Origin of the sequence: Nocardia macrotermitis, assembly GCF_009604405.1 — a bacterium.
GTDB classification, from domain to species: Bacteria; Actinomycetota; Actinomycetes; order Mycobacteriales; family Mycobacteriaceae; genus Nocardia; species Nocardia macrotermitis.
This window is the reverse complement of record NZ_WEGK01000013.1, coordinates 183,917-206,601: the sequence shown is the minus strand read 5'-3', so window position 1 is coordinate 206,601 and position 22,685 is coordinate 183,917. Positions and strand designations below refer to the sequence as shown.

Genomic DNA, 22,685 nt, shown 5'->3' with positions numbered 1-22,685 from the left:
CGGGAGAACACCATGAGCACACAGGGTTTCGTCCGGATGGCCCGGATCGCCCCGCCCCGGTCGCCGGGCGGCGAGGTGATCATCGACGCGCCCCCGGAGATCACCGCACCCATCCCCGGTCCGCTGTGGCAGCGGCTGATGCCGCTGGTCATGGTGGTCGCCATGGTCGGGATGATGGGCCTGATGTTCACCATGAGCGGTAAGTCCATGCTGACCAACCCGATGAGCATGATGTTCCCGATGATGATGCTGATGTCGATGGTCGGCATGTTCGCGGGGCGCGGTGGCGGCGGCGGGAAGAAGGCCGCCGAACTCAACGAGGAGCGCAAGGACTACTTCCGCTATCTGGAGCAGCTGCGCAGGGACGTCCGCAACACCGGCAAGGCCCAACGCTCGGCGCTGACCTGGACGCATCCGCATCCGAAGGATCTGCACTCGCTGATCGGCACCCGCCGGATGTGGGAGCGCCGCCCCAACGATCCGGATTTCGGGCACGTCCGCATCGGCGTCGGCAGTCACCGGATCGCCACCAAACTGGCCCGGCCGGAAACCGGTCCGCTGGAGGATCTGGAACCGGTCGCGACCGTCGCGCTGCGCCGCTTCGTGCGCACCCATTCGGTGGTGCACCGGCTGCCGACGGCGATCTCGTTGCGCGCCTTCCCCGCGGTCAACATCGAGGGTCCACGCGAACCGACCCGGGATCTGGCCCGCGCCATGCTGATGGAGCTGGCCGTCTTCCACGGCCCCGATCACCTGGCCATCGCGATCGTCACCGCCGAACCCGACGGCGCGGCCTGGGAATGGACGAAATGGCTTCCGCACCTGCAACATCCGCGCGCCAAGGATGCCATCGGCTCCAGCCGGATGCTCTACGAGTCGCTGGCCGAACTCGAGGACTCGCTGTCGGAGGATCTGCTCGAACGCGGCCGGTTCCTGCGCAACACCCCGCCGACCGCCGGCCGGATCCACCTGGTGGTGCTGATCGATGACGGCTACGTCGGCGGCTCGGAGCGCATCGTCTCCGACGCCGGACTGGATTCGGTGACGGTCCTGGACCTGACCGCCCCGCAGACCGGTCTGGCCGCGCGCCGCGGTCTGCAACTGGTCGTCGAGGAGGGTGTGATCGGCGCGCGCACGGGCGGCACGGTGGAGAAGTTCGCCGGACCGGACCGGGTGAGCATCGCCGAGAGCTCGACCTTCGCGCGCGGCATGTCCCGCTACCGCACCGCGACCGCCAGCCAGATCGTCGACCTGGACGCGGACACCGTCACCGATCCGGGCCTGATGTCGCTGTTGAAGATTCCGGACGCGGCGAAGATCGAGGCGGACACGGTGTGGCGGCCGCGCTCGTCCCGGGAGCGGCTGCGGGTGCCGATCGGCGTCACCCCGGACGGGCAACCGGTCGAGATCGATATCAAGGAGGCCGCCGAGAACGGTATGGGACCGCACGGATTGTGTATCGGCGCAACGGGTTCCGGTAAATCCGAATTCCTGCGCACACTGGTGCTGTCGATGGTCACCACGCATTCGCCGGATCTGCTGAACCTGGTGCTGGTCGACTTCAAGGGTGGCGCGACGTTCCTGGGCCTGGACCCGCTGCCGCACGTGGCCGCAGTGATCACCAACCTCGAGGACGAGATCTCGATGGTGGACCGCATGCGTGACGCGCTGGCCGGTGAGATGACGCGACGGCAGGAATTGCTCCGTGCGGCAGGCAATTTCGCCAACGTCACCGAATACGAGAAGGCCCGCGCCAACGGCGCCGCGCTGGATCCGCTGCCCGCGCTGTTCGTGATCGTCGACGAGTTCACCGAATTGCTCTCGCAGAAGCCGGATTTCGCGGAGTTGTTCGTGATGATCGGCCGTCTGGGCCGGTCGCTGCGGGTGCATCTGCTGCTGGCCTCGCAGCGGCTCGAGGAGAACCGGTTGCGCGGCCTGGACTCGCACCTGTCCTACCGGATCGGCCTGCGCACCTTCTCCGCCAGCGAGTCCCGGCAGGTGCTCGGCATCACCGACGCCTACCATCTGCCGAGCCAGCCCGGCTCCGGATACCTGAAGAGCGATGCGGCGGATCCGTTGCGCTTCAACGCGAGTTACGTGTCCGGCCCCTACGTGGCGCCGGTCGCCACCGTGCAGCGGACCGTCGGCGTGACCGCCGCGCCCGAGGTGGTGGATCTGTTCACCGCCACCTCGATCGCGGTGCGCGAGGCACCGAAACAGCCTGTCCAGGTGGAACTTCCGGACCTGAACGAACTGCTGGCCGAGCCGATCGATGCCGGTCCCGAACGCAGCCTGCTCCAGGTGGTGGTGGACCGGCTGGTCGGCCACGGACGTCCCGCGCACGAGGTCTGGCTGCCCCCGCTGGACATCTCGCCGACGGTGGATTCGCTACTGCCCGAGCAGGATTGGCGATCGGCTGCCAACCCCGTCGCGGATCTGCGAATGGCGATCGGCATCGTCGACAAACCCTACGAGCAGCGCCGCGACCAGCTCGTCATCGATCTGTCCGGCGCGCAGGGCCACGTCGCGGTGGTCGGCGGCCCGCAGTCCGGTAAGTCCACCGCGCTGCGCACCATCATCATGGCCGCGGCGGCCCGGCACACCCCCGAACAGGTGCAGTTCTACTGCGTCGACTTCGGTGGCGGCACCCTGGCGGCGCTCGGCGGCCTGCCGCACGTCGGTTCGGCTGCCAGCCGGCTCGAGGGTGACCGGGTGCGCCGCACCATCGCCGAACTCGTCACGCTGCAACGTCAGCGCGAGGCCCGCTTCCTGGAGTTGGGCATCGAGAACATGCGCGAATTCCGCAGGCGCAAGGCCGAACTCGCCGCCAGGCCGGAGGCCGAGCGGGCCGCGGATCCGCTGTCGGAGGACCTGTTCGGCGACGTATTCCTGGTCATCGACGGCTGGGCCGGTTTCCGCGAGGAATTCGCGCCGCTCGAGGAACTGGTGCTCCCGCTGACCGCGCGCGGCATGTCCTACGGCATCCACGTGATGCTCGCGGTGAACCGCTGGGCGGAGATCCGTCCGGCGGTCCGGGACCAGATCGGCACCCGGATCGAGTTGCGGCTGGGTGATCCGACCGACTCCGAGATGAACCGCCGCGCCGCGGGCAGCGTCCCGGAGAACCGTCCGGGCCGCGGTATGACCCGCGAGTCGCTGCACATGCTGCTGGCCCTGCCGCGGCTGGATTCGATCCCCGACGCGAACACCCTGTCCGACGGCGTGGCCGCGGCGAAAACCGCGCTGTCCGAACTGTATCCGGGGCGCCAGGCCCCGCCGGTGCGCATGCTGCCGCTGGAGATCGACCGGCAGCAGACCGTCGCCGCGACCCGCGCGCTGGGCATCACCCTGGACGCCAAGCACGTGCTGATCGGCCTCGGCGAATCCGAATTGCAGCCGCTGGTACTGGATTTCGAGGAACAGCCGCATCTGATGGCGTTCGCCGACGTGGGCTCCGGCAAGACCACCCTGCTGCGCAACATCGCGATGGGCATCGTGGAGAACTCGCATCCGGACGAGGCGCGGATCATCCTGCTCGACTACCGCCGCACCATGCTCGGTGTCGTCGAGGGCCCGCACCTGGCCGGTTATTCGACCTCCTCGCAGACGTCCGGCGGCATGATCAAGGAGGTCGCGGGTTTCGTCTCCGAACGCATCCCCGGCTCCGACATCACCCCCGCCCAGCTGCGCGACCGCAGCTGGTGGAGCGGCCCCGAGGTGTACGTCATCGTCGACGACTACGACATGGTCGCCACCAGCAATCCCCTGACCCCCCTGCTGGAACTGATCCCCCAGGCCCGCGACATCGGCCTGCACCTGATCATCGCCCGCCGCGCCGGCGGCGCCAGCCGCGCCCTGTACGACCCCGTCCTGGGCCCCATGAAGGACATGTCCGTGGACGCCCTGCTGATGAGCACCCCCAAGGACGAGGGCGTCATCCTCGGCGACGTCCGCCCCGCCAAATACCCCCCGGGTCGCGGCGTCCTGGTCTCCCGCACCCGAGACCGCGAACTCATCCAAATCTGCCACCTACCACCGGTTTAACGCACCACCCCATCGCCGACCAACCCTTCGACACCGGCTCCGCCGACAACAACCTCCAACTACAGCCAAAGTCAACCAAACTTTGGCGATAGACCCGGACTTCGAACAACCACCACCCGAGCCGACAACCCCTTGCCGACATCAACTACCGACGATCTCCCGGAGGAGCGGGCACCTAAAGCCAAAGCCAAATTCTGCTAGGATTTGACTATAGCCTGCCGCCCCGACAAGGAGGGTCGATGCACCCGATGCCGCCCCCCGAGGAGCGTCGACTGCTGAGCACGATCGTCGGAGATCGCCTCGGGATGATTCTGATGTCCAACCTCAACTCGGTGTCACCGTCCGATCCCTACCTGCCCTGGGACAAGTTGCGACACAAAAAGCCACCAGGGGACCTGACGGCGGAGGAGTGGTGGCTCATGGTGAAGATGAGGCGAGGTGGCATGCAGCGCCCGCTGCCACTCAGGACCATAGCCGGCCAACAATTCACTTATGCCCTTCCAGATGAAGTTCTCCAGCTGATCGATGAAATCACCAAGCGAGCAAGTGGTCAGATAGCAGCGCCCGAGCAAGTTACCAACTCTGCCACAAAGAATCGGTACGTGGTCAGTTCTCTGATCGAAGAAGCGATCACATCGAGCCAGCTCGAAGGCGCGTCCACGAGCAGAGTCGTCGCGAAGGACATGATCCGGTCCGGCCGACCGCCACGCGATAAAAGTGAACGTATGATCATCAACAACTTCAATGCGATGCTGTTCGTGACCGAGCACAGGGATGTGGATCTCACACCTGAACTGGTGTGCGAACTCCACCGAATAGTAACAGCCGGCACCTTGGACGATCCCGAATCCGCCGGCCGAATACAGAACGACCCGGACCCTGCCGACCGAGTCAAGGTGTTCGGCAGGGAGGAAGACGTTATCCATACGCCTCCACCGGTTGATCAGCTCCCAGCGAGACTGCAGGAGCTCTGCAATTTCGCGAATGGCACCAGCACCGGAGAAACCTACATCCCAGCGGTCGTCAGGGCACTCGCCGTGCACTTCATGACCGGGTACGACCACTACTTCGAGGATGGAAACGGGCGAACAGCGCGCGCATTGTTCTATTGGAGCATGCTCAAGGAAGGATACTGGCTCACCGAGTATCTGACAATATCGCGAATACTCAAAAAGGCACCCTCGCAGTATGTACGTTCATACGTTCTCACCGAGCAGGACGACGGCGATCTGACATACTTTCTCATCTACCACCTGAACGTGATAAAGCGCGCCCTGGATGACTTGAACATCTATCTGACCAGGAAGACCGGCGAACTCCAGGAAGCTCGCAGATTACTTTCGAACAAGGGCGAATTCAACCATCGACAACTCGCACTGATCGAGTCATCCATGAAGAATCCCGACAATCAGTACACAGTCCAAAGCCACATGGTAAGCCACGGAGTTTCCGATCAAACGGCGAGAAACGATCTGAGCGACCTCGAGCGGCGCGGATTACTGATCCGAGGAAAAATTGGCAAGACTTTCACATGGTCACCAACCGTGAACCTCGAAAAGGTACTGACACGAAGCCGACCAACACAGTAGATCCGAACGATCTCGCGCCCCACCCGAGCCGGCACAACCTCCCACTCGATCATGCCCGAATACGATAAACCAGCACACCCGGGAGCTTTTCCGAGTGAGGTTCGGCAGTCGTATACAGGCGCGGCCCCAGCCGCACTACCTGCGGCCGGGACGCTTTTCTCGTGCGCGTGGTCAGTGCGGCAAGCCCATTCGCCCGAGGACCCAGTCGGCCGCGGCGTCGTGCTCGTCCGCCCCGAATCGCCGCGCGTAGAGGGTCGACGGTGTGATCCAGACGGAATTCTGGCCGGTCGCGCGCAGTTGCGGACCGCGGCTGCTCACGGTCTGCGCCTCGCGTGGTCTGTCGGTGGTCGGGTGTACTCTCCCGTCGACAATGAGTTGACACAGCGTGAGCGGGGTATCAGGAGCCTTGCTCGAAGGGGGAGTCCTTGTGGAAGAGGCTTCGAAGCGGTTGGTCGGCGCTGGCGATGAGCCGACGTTGTCCGATTTGAGTGGTGCGCTGAGGATGTTGTTCCTCAAATCGGGTATGACTGTCGATGAGTGCGCAGAGGCGTGTGGCGAACGCGGATCGTTGATCGCACGCATGTTGAATGAGCGTCCCATGAGGATTCCGCCTCCGGCCGGCGCTTTGAGCGCTTTGATCCGGGTGCTCGGGGTTGGCCCGGATCATCCGGATCATCCGATTTGGATGGAATCGTGGCGCCGGGTCATGACTGCGGACCGTGCTCGTCGGCGGTCGCAACAGGTGATTGTCACCGGTAACAACGCGAGTGTGAAGGTTGTCGGGGAGGCAACGGCGAACGTGTCAAAGCCGGGGAGCGAACTTTCTGCCGAGCGTCAGAAGTTCTTCTTCCGATTTCTCCACAGCGCACTGTTGCAAGCAGATGTCACATTCTTATTCACGATGCTGTTCACTGCCGCAGCAGCATGTGTAACCGTCTGTGGCGCTGTGATGTTGCTTGCATACCCCGAGTCAGGTGCCGCTGGGCCCACCCCACTGATCACAACATTGTCCGGACTGGCTGCGGCTGGCGGCGGGGGCGCTTTCGCAGTGCACACGCACAGATCTCGTTCGCATGTTACGAAGCGGGCCGATCAAGTGCGAGAAGACATCCAGGGTGACGTGGCGTTCGAGCGGGCGATGATGCTGATAGATCGTATAGCGGATCGCGAGCGGAAGGACTACCTTTTGTCGCTGACTGCGGTGAAGGAGCTGGGGTTGAGTCCAGCGCCGATCGATCTGGAAAAGCATTTGCCAACGAAACGCGTCGAGGCCAATCGTGCGCAGGAAATCGAGTCCGCAGCCGATAGCGGATAGCGTTGGGCGGCAGACTGCGGAAGTGAACATGAAAATCGCCTCGAGTTGGAGCGGGATCGGCTGCGGGCGTTGACAATCGATGCATGGCTGAGCTTGCGCTGACGGCGGACCGTCGAAACGAACTGGCCGCGTTGCTGGGTGATGAGCGACGACTCGAGACCGAGTATCCGAAGGTGGCGGAGTACCTGGAGACGGCACCGATGCTGCCTGGTACGGGAGACGACCAGGCAGATGCCGCGTTCGATCTGCGGCTCGTGCACTACATGACCGCCGATCGCTCGATCAGCACGAACCCCTACTGGGAAATAGTTGCTCCGTCCGTGTCGGAACGTGATGGCCGTCGGGTGGTTGACGGCGGGAAGGTAAGTGGCAGTTCGCGACTCGGCTTCGCGCAGACCGTCTTGCAGGCCGGTTACGCGTATGCGATCCCTTCGCCGGAGACCATCGAGTGGATCGCCGGTTTCTGCGACGGGCACACAGTGATCGAACTGGGTGCAGGCCGCGGGTACTGGGCGGCCCAGCTGAGCGCAGGCGGGCTGAAGGTGGATGCGTACGATTCCGAGCCCCCGGATCGGACCGAGAACGTCTCGTTCCTGAAGGCGGCGGGCCAGTCAGATGTATGGCACCCGGTCGGCAACCTGGACGAATACCACACGCGACCGTTCCGTGAGCCAGGCGACGTGCTGTTCCTGTGCTGGCCGCCCGGATGGGGCAACACCATGGCCTCGGATGCGCTGGCCGCGTTCGAAACCGCAGGGGGAACCCGACTGATCTACATCGGAGAACCGAAGGGCGGCAAGACAGGAGACGACGCCTTCTTCGACGCACTGAACACCGGCTGGAAACTGGAATCCGAAGACCCCCAATTCGTTTCGTGGTGGAACCTCACCGATCACGCCCAAGCCTGGACCAAACGCTGAGGAGCTCCGCCCACCTCCGCCCACAAGGCCGACACCCCGAACAGAGCCCGGCCCACCCCAACATCCCGAATACGAATCGGCCCCCACTTACTCTCGCAAGTGGGGGCCGATACAGTGCGCCCGAAGGGATTCGAACCCCTAACCTTCTGATCCGTAGTCAGATGCTCTATCCGTTGAGCTACGGGCGCAGGTCTATCAAGTTGTGTGTTCGGAAAACCGAACGTGGCGGAGGCGAGAGGATTTGAACCTCCGGTCCCCGTGAAGGGACAACTCATTAGCAGTGAGTCCCATTCGGCCGCTCTGGCACGCCTCCTGGAGCCTTCTCTTCCGAGGGCCCGGTCCTTTCGAACCGCCGAGACGAAAGAGTACAGAGGTCCGGGGCTGGACGCAAAACGACTGGTCAGCGTAGGTGAGAATCGAACCAGTCGAAGATTCTGGCGTGCGCGGGGACCTCGTCGTCGGAGTCGGCGCCGGGACGGTCAGGGCGGTGGCGCAGGCCGGGGTAGCTGACGACGAGGGTGGCGACGGCGGCGGCCGCGGCGGCGTCGCGCAGACGTTCGACCTGGTCGACGGGGGTGGTCGGATCGTCCGCGCCGTACAGGCCGAGCCAGGGGGCCTGCAGGCCGGCGGCGGCCCGGATCAACGCGTCGGCACGGGCGGTGAGCGGCTCGTCGATACCGGGTGCGGCGATGCTGACCGCCGCGCCGATCCGGCGATTGGTGGCGACCAGGAAGGCCGCGGTGCCGGCGCTGTCGAAACCGAGTACGCCGGTCAGATCCGGATATACGCCGCGCCGGACGAGCCAGTCGAAACAGGCGTCGAAATCGGCGAACAACTCCTCGCCGAAGACCTGGTCGTCGTCGGCGCCGCGGTGGAAGAGGTTGGGTGCCACCACGATCCAGCCCTCGGCCGAGAGTGCCGTCATCAACTCCAGCAATGTTTCGGCGAATTCTCGTGATTCGTGCAGCAGCACGATTCCGCCGCGCGCGATGCGGTCCGGTTCGAACACCCGAATGGGTACTCGCGCGATTGTGGTGGCCTGTCCGTCCTGCGCCTGACCGGGGTCGCCGGCGCGCAGGGGCGCGTTGTCGTCATAGCTGCCCGGCATGAGCCCAACAGTAGTTCGCCCGAGTAACGTTCCGGACAAATTGTCCCGGCATCCACCCGGTAATCCCTGTCGGACCACACGTCTACTGTGGAGGGGTGAGCGCTCGCATTCGTCCGGACCTCGATTCCATCCCGGCCTACGCCCCTGGCCGCAGCCACCCCGGCGCGGTGAAACTGGCCAGCAACGAGTCCACCCTGGGCCCGTTGCCGACCGTCGCCAAGGCCATCGCCGAAGCCGCCGAACAGGCCAATCGGTATCCGGACAACCAATCCGGCGAACTGCGCGCGGCCATCGCGAAGTTCCACGGTGTGGAGGTCGAGCGGGTCGCGGTGGGGTGCGGCAGTGTCGCGCTGTGCCAGGAGCTGGTGCAGATCACCTGCGATTCGCCGACCGACGAGGTGCTGTTCGCGTGGCGGTCGTTCGAGGCGTATCCGATCGTCACGCAGGTGGGTAACGCGACGTCCGTGCAGGTCCCGCTGACCGAGGGCCTGGTGCACGATCTGGATGCGATGGCCGCGGCGATCACCGAGCGCACCCGCCTGATCTTCGTCTGCAACCCGAACAATCCCACGGGCACCGCGGTCGGCCGCGACGAGCTGATCCGCTTCCTCGACCGGGTGCCCGAGCGCATCCTGGTGGTGCTGGACGAGGCGTACTACGAGTATCTGCGGCTGCCCGAGCAGGAGCATCCCAACGGCGTCGAGATCGGCCGCGACCGCCCGAATGTGCTTGTGCTGCGCACCTTCTCGAAGGCGTACGGCCTGGCCGGGCTGCGCGTCGGCTACGCGGTCGGCGATCCCGAGGTGATCACCGCGCTGCTCAAGGTGCACATCCCGTTCAGCGTGAATCGTCTCGCGCAGGCCGCCGCGATGGCCTCCCTCGAGGCGCGCGAGGAACTGCTCGATCGCACGGATCACACTGTCGCCGAACGTGATCGGATGCGCACGGCCCTGCTGTCCGCCGGTTATCCGATCGTCCCGAGCGAGGCCAACTTCATCTGGCTCGCGCTCGGTTCGCGCAGTGCGGAATTCGGTGAGGCCAGTGCGGCGGCCGGGGTGCTGGTGCGGCCGTACGGCGTCGACGGGGTGCGGGTGACGGCGGGCGATCCGCACGAGAACGACATGTTCCTCGCGTTCGCGACCGATCCGGAGATCGTCGGGCGTTTCCTGCGCTGAGTCCGACCGCTGCGCCTGCCCTTCGGCGATCTGCTTCGGCAGGGCTGCTCGGTAGGGCTACTTCGGCAGGGCTACTTCGGCAGGGCTACTTCGGCAGGGCTGCTGCGGCAAGGCTGCTGCGGCAAGGCTGCTGCGGCAAGGCTGCTGCGGCAAGGCTGCGGACGCTCGAAGGGCAGTGCTCAGCTGATATCCAACGCACGAGCCAACGTCGGCCACGCCTTCGGTAGCTCGGCGGACCAGTACGGCCAGGAGTGCGTGCCGACGTCGTGCAGGTCCAGCGTCAACGGGATCTGCATCCGCTCGAGCTTGTTCGCCAACGCCAATGTGCACGCGTACGCACCCATTTCCAGCGGGCTGCCGAAGATGACCGAGGTGCGGGCGTCGGGGTTGCCGGGACCGTCGAACGGACCCGGGATGCCGCCGCCCGCGGACAGGAACAGGGCGGTGCCGCGTAGCTGATCGGCATGCATCATCACGTCGTGCGAGAGCCAGGCGGGGTTGTTCTGGTCGCCGAACATGTTGTCCGGATTCCCGTTGTAGGTGCTGACGATCGCGCGCGCCTGCGCCTGCCCGACATCCGAACCCATTGCGTAACAACCACTGTGCGCGGCGACCGCACGGTACGCACCCGGATGCCGCATGGCCAGCATCATCGCCGCCTCGGCCCCCATCGACACGCCCTCGAGGGCTTTGCTCCCATTACCCTCGAACGTCGCGTCGATCAGCGGCGGCAGCTCGCGGGTGAGGAAGGTTTCCCATTTGTTGTTGCCCAGCACCGGATCCGGACGTTGCCAGTCGGTGTAGTAACTCGCCGGACCGCCCAACGTGAGCACCACGTTGACGTCCTTGTCGGCGAAGAACTGCACCGCCTTGCCGTACTTGGTCCAGTTGTTGACCTCGTTGCCGGCGCTGCGTCCGTCGAGCATGTACAGCGTCGGGCGCGGGTGACCGCGATCCTTCGGCAGCAGGACCTCCACCGGCACGGTCCGCCCCATCGCGGGCGACCGCACGAACACCCGCACCCGCCGATCGGTGATCTTCTGAATGTGGTCGATCGATGCGACGACCGGCCGCGGATTGTCCACCGGCGACTTGGGTTCGGGCCCGTCCGAGGACCCGGTGTTCACCGGCGGACCGGCAAGCGCCGTCGACGCCACCCCCATGGCCGCACCCGTCACCAGTGCGACGCACACAAGAGCGCCGGTTAACCGACGCCGGGTCGAACGGCGTCTCATGGCCGACATCCTGCCAGAGCCCCCTTAACCATTCCTGTGAGCCGCACCCACCCCTCCCCACCCGCCGATTCGGCAACCCACCCCTCCCGCCGCTACCCTGAAACCGCCCCGCCCCACGCGAGGCAAGGTGGGTTGCCCGAGCGGCCTAAGGGAACGGTCTTGAAAACCGTCGTGGTTCACGCCACCGTGGGTTCAAATCCCACACCCACCGCAGCTCAGGCCACAGATCCGTGGCCATCATCACCGGCATCGGACGCTTCGGTCCGCAGTTCGTCCGCAGCAGTCCGCGCGCCGAGGTCCATTCCCTCCGCCACGGCGTCCAGATCGTCCTCGTAGAGATGTCCGTAGAGATCGAGGGTCATGGTCGCGGTCTTGTGCCCGAGCATCTTCTGTACGACCTTGATGTTGGCGTTCGCTTTGATCGCCAACGACGCGGCCGTATGGCGGAGCCAGTGCGGTACGAAGCCCTTCAGCTCCACCGTTTCTGCGGCCTGGTCGAAGACCCAGCGGAACTCGGTGGATTCCAGGTAGCTGCCCTTATTGCTGGGGAATACCAACGCGTCCGGTTCGCGGCCGTCGAGGAGGCGTTCGAGTTCTTTCACCAGCACACCTGGAATCGGGACGGACCGATTCGTGTGGTTCTTCGTATCGGTGACCACCGTTCCCGAACCTCGCACGAAAGTTGCCGAACGGACAATGCGAATCCGCCGAGCCTCCAAGTCGATATTGGCCGTCCGAAGGGCGGTAGCCTCACCGAAGCGAATTCCGGTGTAGGCCAAGATCAGGACCAGGGTCCGAAATCGACCGGCCGCCATACCGAGCCGAAGCACCTGCACATGCGTGAGGTAGACCTTCTCGCTCATCGTCAATTCCGGTAGCTCGACATCCTCGGCCGGATTCACGGCCAGCCGCTTGGCCTTGACCGCGAACCGGAGAACCTGACCGAGCACCTGATAGGACTGCTTGACCCGTGACGCGGACAGACCACGACCCTCGAACCGGACACTGCCCGACTCCGACAACGTCACGATCCATTCCTGGATGTCCTCGAACTCGATATCCCGCAACGGAACCAAGCCCCAGCGAGGAAGAACGAGGGTATCCAGCAACGACCGATAGCCGCCGACTGTCTTGGGCTTGCGCAGCTTCTTCGTGCCGTACCACTTCTCGGCCACCACCTGGAACAGCACGCCGGACCGATCCGGGTCCACCCATGTCCCGGTAACGAGCTTCGTCGTCACGTCGCCGTCTAGGAACTTCTGTGCTTCGACCTTCGTGACGAACGACCGAGCACGCTCCACACCGTTCGGATCGACGTATCGAGCCCGCCACCGCTTGCCTTTGCCGAACAGATCCGTCTTCACCCGCTCGCTGATCGTCTTCCCCGTTGCCGCGTCGACCACGGTGATCGTCTTGTACCAGCGGTCTTCGACGCCCGAACGGGGATTCCGCTGCGTCTTCATCAGGCGACCTGCCCGCCGCGCGTGGTCCGCTGTTCCTGTTCAGCGATCCATGCCAGCACAACCGACTTCTTCCAGACCCGCCGACGAGGCCCCAGCTTGAAGCTTTCCGGCCCATAGCCGACGTGTGCCCACCACCGCCAGGTTGCCTCCGGAATCCCGGTCAGCACCTCGAGTTGCCTTGCTCGTAGGTAAGTCTCGTCCTCGGTCATGATCACACCCTCCCTATGCCGCATCCTGAATTGTCGAATCCTGTTGTCCCACAACGGCTTCATGTGGAACCTGATCTTGCTCGGCTGGTATCAGCCGGGCCTTGTCGTACTCGGAGAGTCGTTTGAGTTTCTGGGTGACCATCGACATCACCAGGTACTCGCGAGGTGGGACGTCCGGGTCTCCCCGTTCGGCTGGTGCGATCCGCAGGCGGGTGATGTCCTGCATGGTGATGCCCGCTTCGGCGAGGCGTTGCCGAACGAATTCGACCCTGTCCGTCTTGTGGTCGGTCAGGTTCTTCCCGGTCCATTTGCGCGAGACCAGCACTCGGCGGCCACGCAGTCCGAGGGTGTCTCGGCGGTGCGCTTTGCCCTTGCAGCGGCCAGGAAGGGTCTTCGCGGTCGCACCCTTGGGGACGACGCCGTAGCGCAGCCAGATCCCGCAGCGCGGCGAGCAGGGTGTCTTGCACAGCTCTTCGTGCAATCGGTCGTAATGCCGTGCGGCGCGGTCGGATTGTGGGTCGATGACTTCGGCGATGGACTTGGTCAGGTATTTGGTCAGGTACCCGATGTGGCGGCCGGCCTCTTCGGTGCCGCCGAGGATGCCCTTCACGTCGACCTGCTGTCCGAACCGGACCACGTGCGCGGGTTCGATGTCGTCCATCTCGTCCATCAGGTCCATCACCTGATCCCAGGTCGGGACCGGCACCGGGGCACCGGTTTCCGGGTCGATCTCGTCCGGGTCCACCCATGCCTGCTGGTCGTAGTCCCAGATCGGCATCCGGTCCGGGGTGTAGACGTCCTGGTCGAAGTGCGGCCACCACACCTGGTGGTACGTCGCCGCGGTGAGTTGCCGGAGCATGGTCCGGGGGTCCGAGCCGCGGACACCGGCGTGGATGTGCGGAGCCCCGCGACGCTGAGGTTCCACCGTGGCGAAGTACTGGATATCCCGGCCTGCCGCGCGCCGGTAGTTCTGGACGAACCGATCGAACAGGGCCGGGAAGTGGATGATGTCGCGGGCGGCCTGGCGGTAGTCGTAGCTGTCCGGGTCGATCGGTGCCCCGTCCGGACCGACCTTCCCGTACGAGGGCAACGTGAGGGTCAGGAACATGGACGGCTGGTACTTGCCGACGAACACCCGGCCCAGGGTGGACGGCGAAATCTTCTGGCGGGGCAGGTCCGGGGTTTCCTGCCGCCGACGAGTCGAGCGCTTGCGGACAGCCTTGGGCTCGGGGTCCAGCGGCGGGAACGGTCCCTTCACCCCGGACTCGCGCAACTCCTCGTCCAGGTCCGCCACCAGCGCGCGGATACCGTCCATCGCCTCACGGTCGCCGTCTTCCTTGGCCTGGTCGTAGTCCTGCTGCAACGCCGCACGAGCAAGTACGATCGCCCGCTCGGACTCGGTCGGTTCGCGCTTGTCGTCGACCGGTTCGGCCTCGATGTGCCAGCCTTCCCGGCACTGCTGAATCCGCAACGCCCGAGCCCGCGCCGCGCAGGCCGGACAGACGCTGTCGAGGGTCGATTTACACGGTGCGCCAACGTATTTCATCTCGCCCGTGGACTGATCGAACGACCGCATCGGCAACGGCCGCTTGCACACCCCGTGCTGATCGGCCAGCCCCTCTGCGATCTCGGGCAGATTCGGCATCGCCCGACGCTCCGCGGCCGTAGCCCGACGCGAATCCGGATCCGTCACCAGCGACCCGCTCACCGCGCACGCTCCCGGCGACGGCGGCGATCTTCTTCACGGGTAGCGAACTCGACGGCGACGCTCATCATCGCGATCGTCGCCCGCGCGTGCTTGGCAGGCAGGGCCACCACGGTCTCGACCTCACGATCACGCACCGACAGCAACACCGTCTCGCCCTCGACCTTCAGCAAGACGTGGTGCTCGTCATCGATATCCACGCCCTCCCAGTCCTGGCCCCACTCCCCATCGTCGTCGTAGCCGTCGACACCATCGGCGTTGTCATCGGTCATCACGAATCCCCTTCCCTATCTTGGCTTTTCGTGGTAGGTCGAACAACGGCAGCTGATCGTGGCACCCGCGCTGCGGCGGGTCCTCGAGCTTGCTCGCACGCCGATTCCCGGCGACCTGGTCAGCGGCCTTGCGCACGATCGGATTGACCTGTGCCGCCGCAGATTTCGTACTCATGCCGCACGATCCCGGCCAGCGTCGAAAGCGATGGCGGTGTGCGGGATCTCGTCGCTCCGGCCGCGAGTGCAGGAAGGGCAGCGGAACACCTGCACGTACGTGTCGGTGCCGTGGACCGGGCGGGTGTGGCGGATCATCGGCAGGCCGCAGCAGACCGGAATCGCGTGGATGTTCATGCCGCCCATCCCCCATCGAAATCGGTGTCCTCGTAGTCGATGCCGTTGTCCCAGCCCGGGACGTGACCGGTTTCGGCCCAGGCGTGCACCGCCAGCGAGACCGGGTCCATGCCGGAGCGTTCGTAGACGCAGCGGCGGCGGGACCGGATATCGATCACCGCGTCGATCGCGTCGGCTTCGATCTTGGCCGCCCGAACATGTTCGAACGCGCGAGTCTTGTTGGCACTCATGACTATTCCTCGATTTCGGTTTCGGAGATCCCGCACACCGAGCAGACGCGCGGATCGGATTTGGAGCCCAGCGGCCAGCGCCGCGGTTCGGTCAGGACGTGTCCGGCGTCGCGGCAGCGGGCCGAGGCAATGCAGCCGTCGCACCAGACCTTGTCGCCGTCGTATATCCACCCGACACCGGCACCACGACCGGTGATGTAGGCGATCGCTTCGTTCACCGAGGCGAAACACAGTTGGTCGTAACGGTTTTCGCTGTAGCGGTCGCCGCAACCGTCACAGTGCACCACCACATGAGCCACGGTCAGGAATCCGGTCCTCATGCCGCCAACCTCTCTCCGTCGCCGGGGATCTCGTCGCCGAGGTCATCGGGATCGAAACCGGTGTAGTCCTCGGTCGGCCCGGTGATCCGCGGTGCGGGGCAATAGGTGTCCACCACCGTGTCCGCGTCGTTGTCGGACACCCAGAACGCCCGCACCCGAACGAACTCGGTCGAGCCGTCCTCGCCGACGTAGCCCACGCCCGGAGTGTCCGCAGAGATGGTGTCGCACAACGCGCCCCGAGCCCGCGCGCCCTGTCCGTGGACCATCGCGGTCTGGCTCGGCTCGTCCAGTCGCAGGCCGATCCGGACCGGGAACAGTTGCCGGTTGGGCATGGTGTCCTTGGCCGGGTCCTGCAACGCGGCCACCACACTGACCGCCGCCGCGCGGCCCTTGGACAGCAACTGTCCGGTCAGCTGCCGGAACTTCTCTCGCTCGTCGCGGTCCGCGTAGGAGGACAGCGAGGCGGCCTCGTCGATGATGATCAGGATCAACGGCTCATCGACCGAGGGAACGAGTTTGCGCAGTCCCGCACGGCGCATCCGGACCAGCCGCTCGTCCATCTCCGACACGGCCTGTTCCAACATCCCCAGAATCGTGTCCGCGTGCGTGGCGAACCCCGTGAACAACCGGTTCTCCCCGCGCCCGAACTCCGCGCCGCCCTTGGGATCAGCCATTCGCACATCGACCAACCCGGCTTTGATCGCCGGGCCGACACCGGCCAGGATCGACCACAGCACCGAGCCCTTGCCCGAACCTGTCGCACCGGCCAGCAGGATGTGTGCGTAGAGGATGCGCAGCTGCCACGGGTGGCCGTCTTCACGGACACCGACCGGGACCGCTTCGAGATCCACGTCATCGGGGACCGCCACCGGCCGCACTGCCGCAGCGGCGAGGGTGTCGTGCACCCTCATCTCGAGGCGGACCCAGCCGGGGGCAGGGGAGGTGACCGTCACCCTGTCCACCCCCACATAGGCGGCCATGCGAGCGGTCAGGGTCTCATTGGACCAGTCCGCCAACGACTGTCCGCCTCGCATCAGCACGTCCACCGCGATGCCGTGTTGGCTGTAGTCCCACCACTCGATCGAGGGGAACCCCTTGTCGACCGACCCCAATCCCAGGTCCAGGAACATCCGCGTCGAGAACGCGGGCAACGCCACGCACATCACCGCGGCCCGCAACTCCGACCCGGCCGCGCCCACAATCGTCTCGGCCGCCGACTGGGCGGTCGGGACCGGCATCCGGGACCAACAGCACATCCGAACCGACAGGGCCAGCACACCAGCCGCGGACGCCGCGAACGGCACCATCGAGGCCACGCTCATCACCGGTCACCCACCTTCGGCAGGTCCAGATCGCACAGCACACGGCAGCCGCTCGAATCCTGCGCAGGCGGCAACGCGGGCTCGTCACACAGCATCACACAGCCCGGAACAGCCACGGCCGCAGTCGTTGTCGGCGGTACCGAGGTGACCGCGGAAGCCGGACGGACCGTGTCCTGCTCGGCGTGCTGACCGAACGCCAGCAACACACCCAGCCCCAGCATGGAGGTCATCACGACCCCCACCGCCACCGGACCCGCCTCGCGGACGATGAACGTTCCCTCGAATTGCTTGTATTCCATCGTGAATCAACTCCCCACCGGGACAGCGATCGGCAGCATGTCTTGCACCGGTCGCACAGAACGAACAGGACGTGCAGCCCGCACAGGCTCGGGCGTGACCACAGGCTCAGGAGCCGGGGCAGGTGCCGGGACCGGCTCCACAATCGGCTCGACAGATTCAGGGGCCGGGGAATTCTCCACGGCTGCAACAGATTCGGGCGACACCACAGGAGCAGGTGCCCGAACATCGGATGGCTGATAGTGCGCCGCACGGAACAGCACCGCCAGGCCGTGTGTGTCGATCAACAAACTGATCGGAGCGATGGCCGCCACGATCGCGCACAACCACGCCGGAAGCTGATGACCATTCGCCACCGCGTGAATGCTGTTGCCCGCCACCGAGATCAGCGACCCCGCCGCCAGCACGCCCATGAAGTACTTGCGTTCCGGGGACTTGGCCAGCACCAGCCAGCCGAGCGTGGCCTGGATGATCGTGCCGTCCACGATCAACGGGAACAACCACGCCGTCGACGCGGGAATGTGGGCCAGCTTGGCCAGGTCCCGCAGCGTGGTGAACGAGAGAACGAACGCGGCGGCACCGACGCCCACGATCACCAGGACCGCGAGCGCCTGCACCGCCACCATCGTCTTGTGCGTGGACATCAGACCGGCATTCCGGGGATGTTGAGCCGCCGCGACGCCGCAGCACGCAGGTCAGCAATCAACCCCTCGACCTGCCACGCACTCAGGCCCGCGCCCTCACCATCCACATAGAGCACGACCAGATCCCGCTTCGCGTCGTAATCGACCTCCACCCACACCCGACGCGACCGCAAACCCAACAACCTACGCAGCCACATCACGCCACCGCCTTCTCAGCAGCCACACGCTCCGCGGCGTCATGCAGCATCAGGATCTGCGGCAACTGCTCCGCCAGGGCCCGAGCGTCTTCGATAGACAGGCTCAGGCACAGCGACATGCCACCCTCGAAACGGAGGTCGACCGTCGCAGCTATCTGATTGACGTACTCCTCCTCCGGACCCCACCGATACTCATGGGCAGGCGCGTACTCGACCTCCCGGAGCTCGAAAGTAAAACCCCTCATACTCGCGTACGACATCGCGATCACGCAGCCTTCTCAGCAGCCGGACGCGACGCACCCGGATTCGCCGGAGCCTGCTTCGCCCCCGAGGTATCCCCCGCGATGCCAGTCGCGCGGATCGTGAAACCCATCGACTTGAACTCACCGCTACCGGCAACCTTGGGCTTGATCTGCAAGCCCTCCAACACGATCGGGATGAAACCCGGCACCGCTTCCTCAGCCGACGGAACCGGCTGGACATCAGCGACGAACGTGATGTCGAAGCTCGAATCCTTCGCACCGCGCCCCGTCGGATCGGTCACCGTCGCCTTCCACAACCGCTTACCGGTCCCGTTCCCATCACGGTCGAAATCCAGCCGCTGACGCTTCGGCGCACTGCGATCTGCGGAGAACTCCGTCACCGCCGCGATCTCACCGATCAGATACAACCCCTTCGGAAACGCATCCTCGAAAGCCGGGGTGAACCACAAGTCCTTGAGTGCCATGTCTGAAACTCCTCTGAAGTGGATGAATTAGAGCTAGCTCTATTAGACCAACGACGCAGGCATGCATCAATAGAACCAGCTCTATTTGTCCGAAAATATTGATTGTCGGCGTTACGGCTACTCTTAATGAGTCAACGAGATGAGGAGGAAGGCCGAATGGGCATCAGTGGGTACCGCGAGCTGGCGGCGATCCTGCGTAGCGCCATCCAGAACGGCGACTACGCGCCCGGCGCGACCCTGCCCAAGCAGGAGGAGCTTGCGCAACTCCACGGCGTCAACATCAAGACTGTCCGCCAAGCCATCGCCATGCTCGACTCCGAAGGGCTGGTGACACCGATCCGCCGACGAGGGACGGTTGTGCGCGAACGACCTCCGATGAAAAGGTATGGGGCCGAACGCTATTCGAAGAAGAAGTGGAAGTTCGGCGATACCGTGGCGTTCGCCGTCGACCGGGAAGCATCGGGTCGGACGTGGCAACCGACCGACCAGACGAACACCGTCCAGCTGATCGACGCCGACGCCGAGGTGGCCGAAGCCTTCGACGTCGCGCAGGGGTCGCCTGTGTATGAGCGCTCTCGGCTGGTCAAGGACGATGGTCAACCGACTCATACCCTGACCAGCTACTACCTGCCGAAGCATGTAGAAGGCACACCCCTCGTTGATCCGAGTCCGGGGCCAGCGGGCCGAGGAGGCGGATTCGCCGTCCTCACGCTCCAGGGGTACGAGCCGGACCACATGACCGAGACGATCTTTGCCCGTATGCCCAAGCCCGACGAGGTCGAGACGCTCGATCTCCCTACCGGCGAACCGGTCGTCATCCTCACACGCTGGACGTACACCGCCGATAACATGCTCGTTGAGTTCGCGCGAGGTGTTCACGCGGCATCGCGATTTTCGTGGACCTACGAGTTCAAGCTGCCCGACTGAAGGAACCGCCACATGCTCTCAACGACGTTGCCCGAAGACCTCCGCTCGGACGTTGAGATCCTCTGGGACTACAACCAGATGCACCAGGACATTCGCCCTGTCGACGTCGGGATCGGACTCGGAAGTCACGACCTGGGAGTCGCCACCTACACCGCCGACCTCTACCGGCAGCGCATGTTTCCGCTCATCGTCTTCACCGGCGCGAACGCGCCCACCACGATCGAACGGTTCCCCCGCGGCGAAGCCGTCCACTATCGCGAACACGCCCTTGAACTCGGCGTACCCGCAAGCTCGATCCTCATCGAGCCCAAGGCCACCAATACCGGCGACAACATCGACTTCACCAGAGCCCTGCTCAGCGAACAAGGTCTACTCGAGTCGATCACATCGGTGATGCTCATCTCCCGCCCCTACCAACAACGTCGCAGCTATGCGATCTGCCGGAAACGGTGGCCGGAGGTCGACGTCATCTGCGCTTCGCTGCCCCTGCCACTCGATGACTACATCGCCAGCATCGGCGACGTCGACAGGGTGATCAACATGCTCGTCGGTGACACACAGCGAATCTGGGTCTACCCAGCCAAAGGCTGGGCCGTCGACCTGGACGTACCGGACGTTGTCCACCGTGCCTACGCTCGACTCGTCGACGCAGGATTCACCAGCCGATTGCTCGCGGAATAGCGGCACCGGGGGAAGGGCGGGGAGGGATAGCGGCGGCATCCGCAACGGCTTGCCCACCGGTCGCGCCAGGAGCCGAAAGCGCACCGAATTCGATTCCCGCCCATCACATTCGGTCCATTCAGCCCGAGTCTCACGCAGGGGCCAAATTCGGCCACTCCCCGCTCCCGTCTTCGCCCAGGCGATCCGTACGCGAGTCGCTGCCGAATTCAGCTATATAGGATCAAGGGCGGCGCTGGCGCGCCGCCGCAGCGCCGCCACGCGGCGCCGCACGCGGGCAGACTCGTCGCTGGCGCTCCTCGCCCGCCCGGTACGTCGGGGCGTCGGCCCCGCCCCGGAGAGGGGGACCGACGCTCACGATCCTCATATGCCATTCAGGCAGCGATCCGCCACGGCCAGAGGGCAATAACGGCGCAAGGGATGGCCGATGCAGTCCACCGCGACGCACCCGGACAGGCCGCACCGAGACCAATAGCCGATGCCCCGATCGGACAGGCCGGACCAGCTACGAGGGGAGCGAGCTGGTTGCGGTGGAGGAGAGGGAAGGGGTGGAGGTGGCCGGGGCCTGGCACACCGGCTCCGCTTCGGCGACGTCGCAGAACGCAGACCGCCGCCGTCCGGTCAATTTCGATGACGAAGGCCAGTGCTGGGCACGAGAGAGCCGTCCCCGGCCGACCTCCCGCAGCCGAGGCCGGATCGGCCGGCACCCAGCCCGGTCGACCGCCTGTAGTTGCGAACCAGGAACTCATCGGAGCCGAAGTCGTGCGCGCCGGGCAGCACACAGAAATCCCCCACCCTCCTCATTGCCTGATTGTCTCGCTCCAGCCAACCGCGTCAAGGGAAACAACGCCCTTGACCCGGCCGCCTTCCACCGAGAGCGGCAAGTATGAGGAAGATGGGGAAGAGCAGTCGGGGGCGGATAGACAACCTATCCGCGGAGCACGTGCCAGTCCGCAGTCAGTCCGCAGCAATACGCAACCGGACCAACTCCCACCAACGAACACAACGACTATCCGACCAGGTCAGCACCATGACACCACTTCGACCAACGACCACCAACGGCAACAAACACCGAGAGCGACAAACTTGAAAACCGTCGTGGTTCACGCCACCGTGGGTTCAAATCCCACACCCACCGCAGGTAGGACCGGTTTGAACGGAACGCCGGTACCGCTGCGTCGTCAGCCGCAGGAGTTCGGTTCGCCGTTCTTCACGACCGAGAGAATTGCGTCACCTTCGGAGATCGGGGTTCCCGGGCCCGGGGATTGAGCGACGACGATCCAGTTGCGGTCGAGGATCTGTTTGCGGCCGGCTCCGGTGGCATCTCTCGAGCGGGAGAAGAAGACTCCGGCCGCGTGGATCGCGTTCTGTGCGTCTTGCAGGTTCATGCAGACGACGCTGGGCATCAGACTTGTGGTGCTCGGGGCGGCTGCGGCGGAGGTGCTCGGCGGCGGTGCCGTGGTGATGATCAGCGCCACGGTGGAGATCGGCGCTGCGGTGGGCGTCGGCATTGCGGAAGCTGATGTCGAGACCGGCGCGCTGCCGGTCGACATGCTTTGTCGCACAGCCGTATTGGTGCTTGCTCCGCATCCTGAGATCGCACCGGTGACACTTGCGGTCAGCATGATCAGCAGGACGGTGTTCAACCGGCCTCGGCCTCTTCCCGCGTCAGGTGCCGAAATCGAATCGGTGGCGAATGTCTTCACGAAACTCCCTCGATCGCATGGTCTCTCGCGTGCAGTACCGTCGTGCCCGGAGTCATCGAGCCTGCCGTGGGGGTCGGATCGGGAATAGAGGATTCGGGCCTTTGTCGTCGAGCACTCGGACCATCGATGAACTGGGATGATGGCAGCCGTGGACCCGTCCCACCGAACGGGTTGTTACCGATGGAGGTAGGTGGCGGGCATCCAATAGCTTGTCGTCGGCGTCCGGACAGCGGGAAAGCGCTTCTGCTGCA

26 protein-coding genes and 3 tRNA genes are annotated in these 22,685 nt (G+C 65.0%); 9 read left to right on the top strand and 20 right to left on the bottom strand.

Annotated features, from left to right (window positions below; all coding sequences use genetic code 11):
* Window positions 1–12 precede the first annotated feature (12 nt).
* Window positions 13–4,044: a type VII secretion protein EccCa gene (gene eccCa / locus NRB20_RS27530; protein ID WP_153414045.1), complete on the top strand. Its 4,032-nt coding sequence runs from the start codon at window positions 13–15 to the stop codon at window positions 4,042–4,044.
* 239 nt (window positions 4,045–4,283) lie between these two features.
* Complete coding sequence (locus NRB20_RS27525) at window positions 4,284–5,633, top strand: Fic family protein (RefSeq protein WP_227833920.1); 1,350 nt, start codon at window positions 4,284–4,286, stop codon at window positions 5,631–5,633.
* Window positions 5,634–5,804: 171 nt separating this feature from the next.
* On the opposite strand, the gene NRB20_RS27520 is transcribed toward NRB20_RS27525, so the two are convergent.
* Window positions 5,805–5,951 (bottom strand): hypothetical protein, encoded by a 147-nt coding sequence (locus NRB20_RS27520; RefSeq protein ID WP_153414043.1) that lies wholly within the window; start codon window positions 5,949–5,951, stop codon window positions 5,805–5,807.
* 109 nt (window positions 5,952–6,060) lie between these two features.
* Between NRB20_RS27520 and NRB20_RS27515 the strand changes: the two genes are divergently transcribed.
* Both NRB20_RS27515 and NRB20_RS27510 read left to right on the top strand, forming a co-directional pair.
* A complete protein-coding gene (locus tag NRB20_RS27515) occupies window positions 6,061–6,948 on the top strand; it encodes a helix-turn-helix domain-containing protein (protein WP_153414041.1) in 888 nt (295 codons plus the stop codon).
* Window positions 6,949–7,121: 173 nt separating this feature from the next.
* Window positions 7,122–7,868, top strand: coding sequence for a hypothetical protein (locus NRB20_RS27510; RefSeq protein WP_319945474.1), 747 nt, complete (start codon window positions 7,122–7,124; stop codon window positions 7,866–7,868).
* 115 nt (window positions 7,869–7,983) lie between these two features.
* Here the strand turns inward: NRB20_RS27510 and NRB20_RS27505 are convergent.
* From NRB20_RS27505 to NRB20_RS27495, 3 genes are all read right to left on the bottom strand, one after another.
* Window positions 7,984–8,056: transfer RNA gene (locus NRB20_RS27505), tRNA-Arg, on the bottom strand.
* Between the two features lie 35 nt (window positions 8,057–8,091).
* Window positions 8,092–8,181 (bottom strand) — tRNA-Ser (locus NRB20_RS27500).
* A gap of 87 nt (window positions 8,182–8,268) precedes the next feature.
* A complete protein-coding gene (locus tag NRB20_RS27495) occupies window positions 8,269–8,976 on the bottom strand; it encodes a dienelactone hydrolase family protein (protein WP_153414037.1) in 708 nt (235 codons plus the stop codon).
* 95 nt (window positions 8,977–9,071) lie between these two features.
* Here NRB20_RS27495 and hisC point away from each other — a divergent pair, with 95 nt between their 5' ends.
* The gene (hisC, locus tag NRB20_RS27490; RefSeq protein WP_319945473.1) at window positions 9,072–10,151 is read left to right on the top strand and encodes a histidinol-phosphate transaminase; all 1,080 of its coding nucleotides are present in this window, start codon (window positions 9,072–9,074) and stop codon (window positions 10,149–10,151) included.
* A gap of 179 nt (window positions 10,152–10,330) precedes the next feature.
* Here the strand turns inward: hisC and NRB20_RS27485 are convergent, their stop codons facing one another.
* Entirely contained in the window at window positions 10,331–11,314 is a 984-nt protein-coding gene (locus NRB20_RS27485; RefSeq protein WP_227833919.1) for an alpha/beta hydrolase, read from the bottom strand.
* A 198-nt stretch (window positions 11,315–11,512) separates the two neighbouring features.
* Between NRB20_RS27485 and NRB20_RS27480 the strand changes: the two genes are divergently transcribed.
* A tRNA-Ser gene (locus tag NRB20_RS27480) sits at window positions 11,513–11,597 on the top strand.
* A 4-nt stretch (window positions 11,598–11,601) separates the two neighbouring features.
* On the opposite strand, the gene NRB20_RS27475 is transcribed toward NRB20_RS27480, so the two are convergent.
* From NRB20_RS27475 to NRB20_RS27410, 14 genes are read right to left on the bottom strand one after another with little or no spacing between them, the layout of a single operon-like run.
* Window positions 11,602–12,849, bottom strand: coding sequence for a tyrosine-type recombinase/integrase (locus NRB20_RS27475; RefSeq protein ID WP_153414034.1), 1,248 nt, complete (start codon window positions 12,847–12,849; stop codon window positions 11,602–11,604).
* Window positions 12,849–13,058 (bottom strand): helix-turn-helix transcriptional regulator, encoded by a 210-nt coding sequence (locus NRB20_RS27470; protein WP_153414033.1) that lies wholly within the window; start codon window positions 13,056–13,058, stop codon window positions 12,849–12,851. The genes NRB20_RS27475 and NRB20_RS27470 overlap by 1 nt, the downstream gene beginning before the upstream one ends.
* Window positions 13,059–13,071: 13 nt before the next feature.
* On the bottom strand, window positions 13,072–14,766 hold the full coding sequence (locus NRB20_RS27465; protein WP_319945472.1) for a replication initiator: 1,695 nt from the start codon (window positions 14,764–14,766) through the stop codon (window positions 13,072–13,074).
* Window positions 14,763–15,035: a hypothetical protein gene (locus NRB20_RS27460; RefSeq protein WP_153414031.1), complete on the bottom strand. Its 273-nt coding sequence runs from the start codon at window positions 15,033–15,035 to the stop codon at window positions 14,763–14,765. The genes NRB20_RS27465 and NRB20_RS27460 overlap by 4 nt, the downstream gene beginning before the upstream one ends.
* Window positions 15,025–15,210 (bottom strand): hypothetical protein, encoded by a 186-nt coding sequence (locus NRB20_RS27455; RefSeq protein WP_153414029.1) that lies wholly within the window; start codon window positions 15,208–15,210, stop codon window positions 15,025–15,027. The genes NRB20_RS27460 and NRB20_RS27455 overlap by 11 nt, the downstream gene beginning before the upstream one ends.
* A complete protein-coding gene (locus NRB20_RS27450; protein ID WP_153414027.1) occupies window positions 15,207–15,395 on the bottom strand; it encodes a hypothetical protein in 189 nt (62 codons plus the stop codon). The genes NRB20_RS27455 and NRB20_RS27450 overlap by 4 nt, the downstream gene beginning before the upstream one ends.
* Window positions 15,383–15,616, bottom strand: coding sequence for a hypothetical protein (locus tag NRB20_RS27445; protein ID WP_153414025.1), 234 nt, complete (start codon window positions 15,614–15,616; stop codon window positions 15,383–15,385). The genes NRB20_RS27450 and NRB20_RS27445 overlap by 13 nt, the downstream gene beginning before the upstream one ends.
* 2 nt (window positions 15,617–15,618) lie before the next feature.
* Complete coding sequence (locus tag NRB20_RS27440; protein WP_153414023.1) at window positions 15,619–15,936, bottom strand: hypothetical protein; 318 nt, start codon at window positions 15,934–15,936, stop codon at window positions 15,619–15,621.
* Window positions 15,933–17,258 (bottom strand): FtsK/SpoIIIE domain-containing protein, encoded by a 1,326-nt coding sequence (locus NRB20_RS27435; protein WP_153414021.1) that lies wholly within the window; start codon window positions 17,256–17,258, stop codon window positions 15,933–15,935. The genes NRB20_RS27440 and NRB20_RS27435 overlap by 4 nt, the downstream gene beginning before the upstream one ends.
* Complete coding sequence (locus NRB20_RS27430) at window positions 17,258–17,557, bottom strand: hypothetical protein (RefSeq protein WP_153414019.1); 300 nt, start codon at window positions 17,555–17,557, stop codon at window positions 17,258–17,260. Before NRB20_RS27430 ends, NRB20_RS27435 begins: the two co-directional genes overlap by 1 nt.
* A gap of 6 nt (window positions 17,558–17,563) precedes the next feature.
* Window positions 17,564–18,199 (bottom strand): DUF2637 domain-containing protein, encoded by a 636-nt coding sequence (locus tag NRB20_RS27425; RefSeq protein ID WP_227833918.1) that lies wholly within the window; start codon window positions 18,197–18,199, stop codon window positions 17,564–17,566.
* Window positions 18,199–18,399 (bottom strand): hypothetical protein, encoded by a 201-nt coding sequence (locus tag NRB20_RS27420; RefSeq protein WP_153410109.1) that lies wholly within the window; start codon window positions 18,397–18,399, stop codon window positions 18,199–18,201. The genes NRB20_RS27425 and NRB20_RS27420 overlap by 1 nt, the downstream gene beginning before the upstream one ends.
* Window positions 18,396–18,665: a hypothetical protein gene (locus tag NRB20_RS27415; protein WP_153414017.1), complete on the bottom strand. Its 270-nt coding sequence runs from the start codon at window positions 18,663–18,665 to the stop codon at window positions 18,396–18,398. The genes NRB20_RS27420 and NRB20_RS27415 overlap by 4 nt, the downstream gene beginning before the upstream one ends.
* Window positions 18,662–19,123 carry a hypothetical protein gene (locus NRB20_RS27410; RefSeq protein WP_153414015.1) on the bottom strand — a complete coding sequence of 154 codons (462 nt, stop codon included), beginning with the start codon at window positions 19,121–19,123 and terminating at the stop codon, window positions 18,662–18,664. The genes NRB20_RS27415 and NRB20_RS27410 overlap by 4 nt, the downstream gene beginning before the upstream one ends.
* A 156-nt stretch (window positions 19,124–19,279) precedes the next feature.
* Here NRB20_RS27410 and NRB20_RS27405 point away from each other — a divergent pair, with 156 nt between their 5' ends.
* Both NRB20_RS27405 and NRB20_RS27400 read left to right on the top strand, forming a co-directional pair.
* Window positions 19,280–20,050: a GntR family transcriptional regulator gene (locus NRB20_RS27405; protein WP_153414013.1), complete on the top strand. Its 771-nt coding sequence runs from the start codon at window positions 19,280–19,282 to the stop codon at window positions 20,048–20,050.
* Between the two features lie 12 nt (window positions 20,051–20,062).
* On the top strand, window positions 20,063–20,731 hold the full coding sequence (locus NRB20_RS27400; RefSeq protein WP_153414011.1) for a YdcF family protein: 669 nt from the start codon (window positions 20,063–20,065) through the stop codon (window positions 20,729–20,731).
* Between the two features lie 1,178 nt (window positions 20,732–21,909).
* On the opposite strand, the gene NRB20_RS38500 is transcribed toward NRB20_RS27400, so the two are convergent.
* Window positions 21,910–22,116, bottom strand: coding sequence for a PASTA domain-containing protein (locus NRB20_RS38500; protein WP_264766387.1), 207 nt, complete (start codon window positions 22,114–22,116; stop codon window positions 21,910–21,912).
* On the opposite strand from NRB20_RS38500, the gene NRB20_RS38495 reads away from it, so the two are divergent.
* Window positions 22,115–22,522, top strand: coding sequence for a hypothetical protein (locus tag NRB20_RS38495; protein ID WP_227833916.1), 408 nt, complete (start codon window positions 22,115–22,117; stop codon window positions 22,520–22,522). The two genes, NRB20_RS38500 and NRB20_RS38495, sit on opposite strands and share 2 nt — an antisense overlap.
* The last annotated feature ends 163 nt before the right edge of the window (window positions 22,523–22,685 follow it).

Coding starts and splice junctions, on each gene's coding strand:
- eccCa (WP_153414045.1), top strand. CDS start 13: ATGAGCACACAGGGTTTCGTCCGGATGGCCCGGATCGCCCCGCCCCGG.
- NRB20_RS27525 (WP_227833920.1), top strand. CDS start 4,284: ATGCACCCGATGCCGCCCCCCGAGGAGCGTCGACTGCTGAGCACGATC.
- NRB20_RS27495 (WP_153414037.1), bottom strand. CDS start 8,976: ATGCCGGGCAGCTATGACGACAACGCGCCCCTGCGCGCCGGCGACCCC.
- NRB20_RS27485 (WP_227833919.1), bottom strand. CDS start 11,314: ATGGGGGTGGCGTCGACGGCGCTTGCCGGTCCGCCGGTGAACACCGGG.
- NRB20_RS27475 (WP_153414034.1), bottom strand. CDS start 12,849: ATGAAGACGCAGCGGAATCCCCGTTCGGGCGTCGAAGACCGCTGGTAC.
- NRB20_RS27470 (WP_153414033.1), bottom strand. CDS start 13,058: ATGACCGAGGACGAGACTTACCTACGAGCAAGGCAACTCGAGGTGCTG.
- NRB20_RS27460 (WP_153414031.1), bottom strand. CDS start 15,035: ATGACCGATGACAACGCCGATGGTGTCGACGGCTACGACGACGATGGG.
- NRB20_RS27455 (WP_153414029.1), bottom strand. CDS start 15,210: ATGAGTACGAAATCTGCGGCGGCACAGGTCAATCCGATCGTGCGCAAG.
- NRB20_RS27450 (WP_153414027.1), bottom strand. CDS start 15,395: ATGGGCGGCATGAACATCCACGCGATTCCGGTCTGCTGCGGCCTGCCG.
- NRB20_RS27445 (WP_153414025.1), bottom strand. CDS start 15,616: ATGAGTGCCAACAAGACTCGCGCGTTCGAACATGTTCGGGCGGCCAAG.
- NRB20_RS27440 (WP_153414023.1), bottom strand. CDS start 15,936: ATGAGGACCGGATTCCTGACCGTGGCTCATGTGGTGGTGCACTGTGAC.
- NRB20_RS27435 (WP_153414021.1), bottom strand. CDS start 17,258: ATGAGCGTGGCCTCGATGGTGCCGTTCGCGGCGTCCGCGGCTGGTGTG.
- NRB20_RS27430 (WP_153414019.1), bottom strand. CDS start 17,557: ATGGAATACAAGCAATTCGAGGGAACGTTCATCGTCCGCGAGGCGGGT.
- NRB20_RS27425 (WP_227833918.1), bottom strand. CDS start 18,199: ATGTCCACGCACAAGACGATGGTGGCGGTGCAGGCGCTCGCGGTCCTG.
- NRB20_RS27410 (WP_153414015.1), bottom strand. CDS start 19,123: ATGGCACTCAAGGACTTGTGGTTCACCCCGGCTTTCGAGGATGCGTTT.
- NRB20_RS27405 (WP_153414013.1), top strand. CDS start 19,280: ATGGGCATCAGTGGGTACCGCGAGCTGGCGGCGATCCTGCGTAGCGCC.
- NRB20_RS27400 (WP_153414011.1), top strand. CDS start 20,063: ATGCTCTCAACGACGTTGCCCGAAGACCTCCGCTCGGACGTTGAGATC.
- NRB20_RS38495 (WP_227833916.1), top strand. CDS start 22,115: ATGCAGACGACGCTGGGCATCAGACTTGTGGTGCTCGGGGCGGCTGCG.
- NRB20_RS38500 (WP_264766387.1), bottom strand. CDS start 22,116: ATGAACCTGCAAGACGCACAGAACGCGATCCACGCGGCCGGAGTCTTC.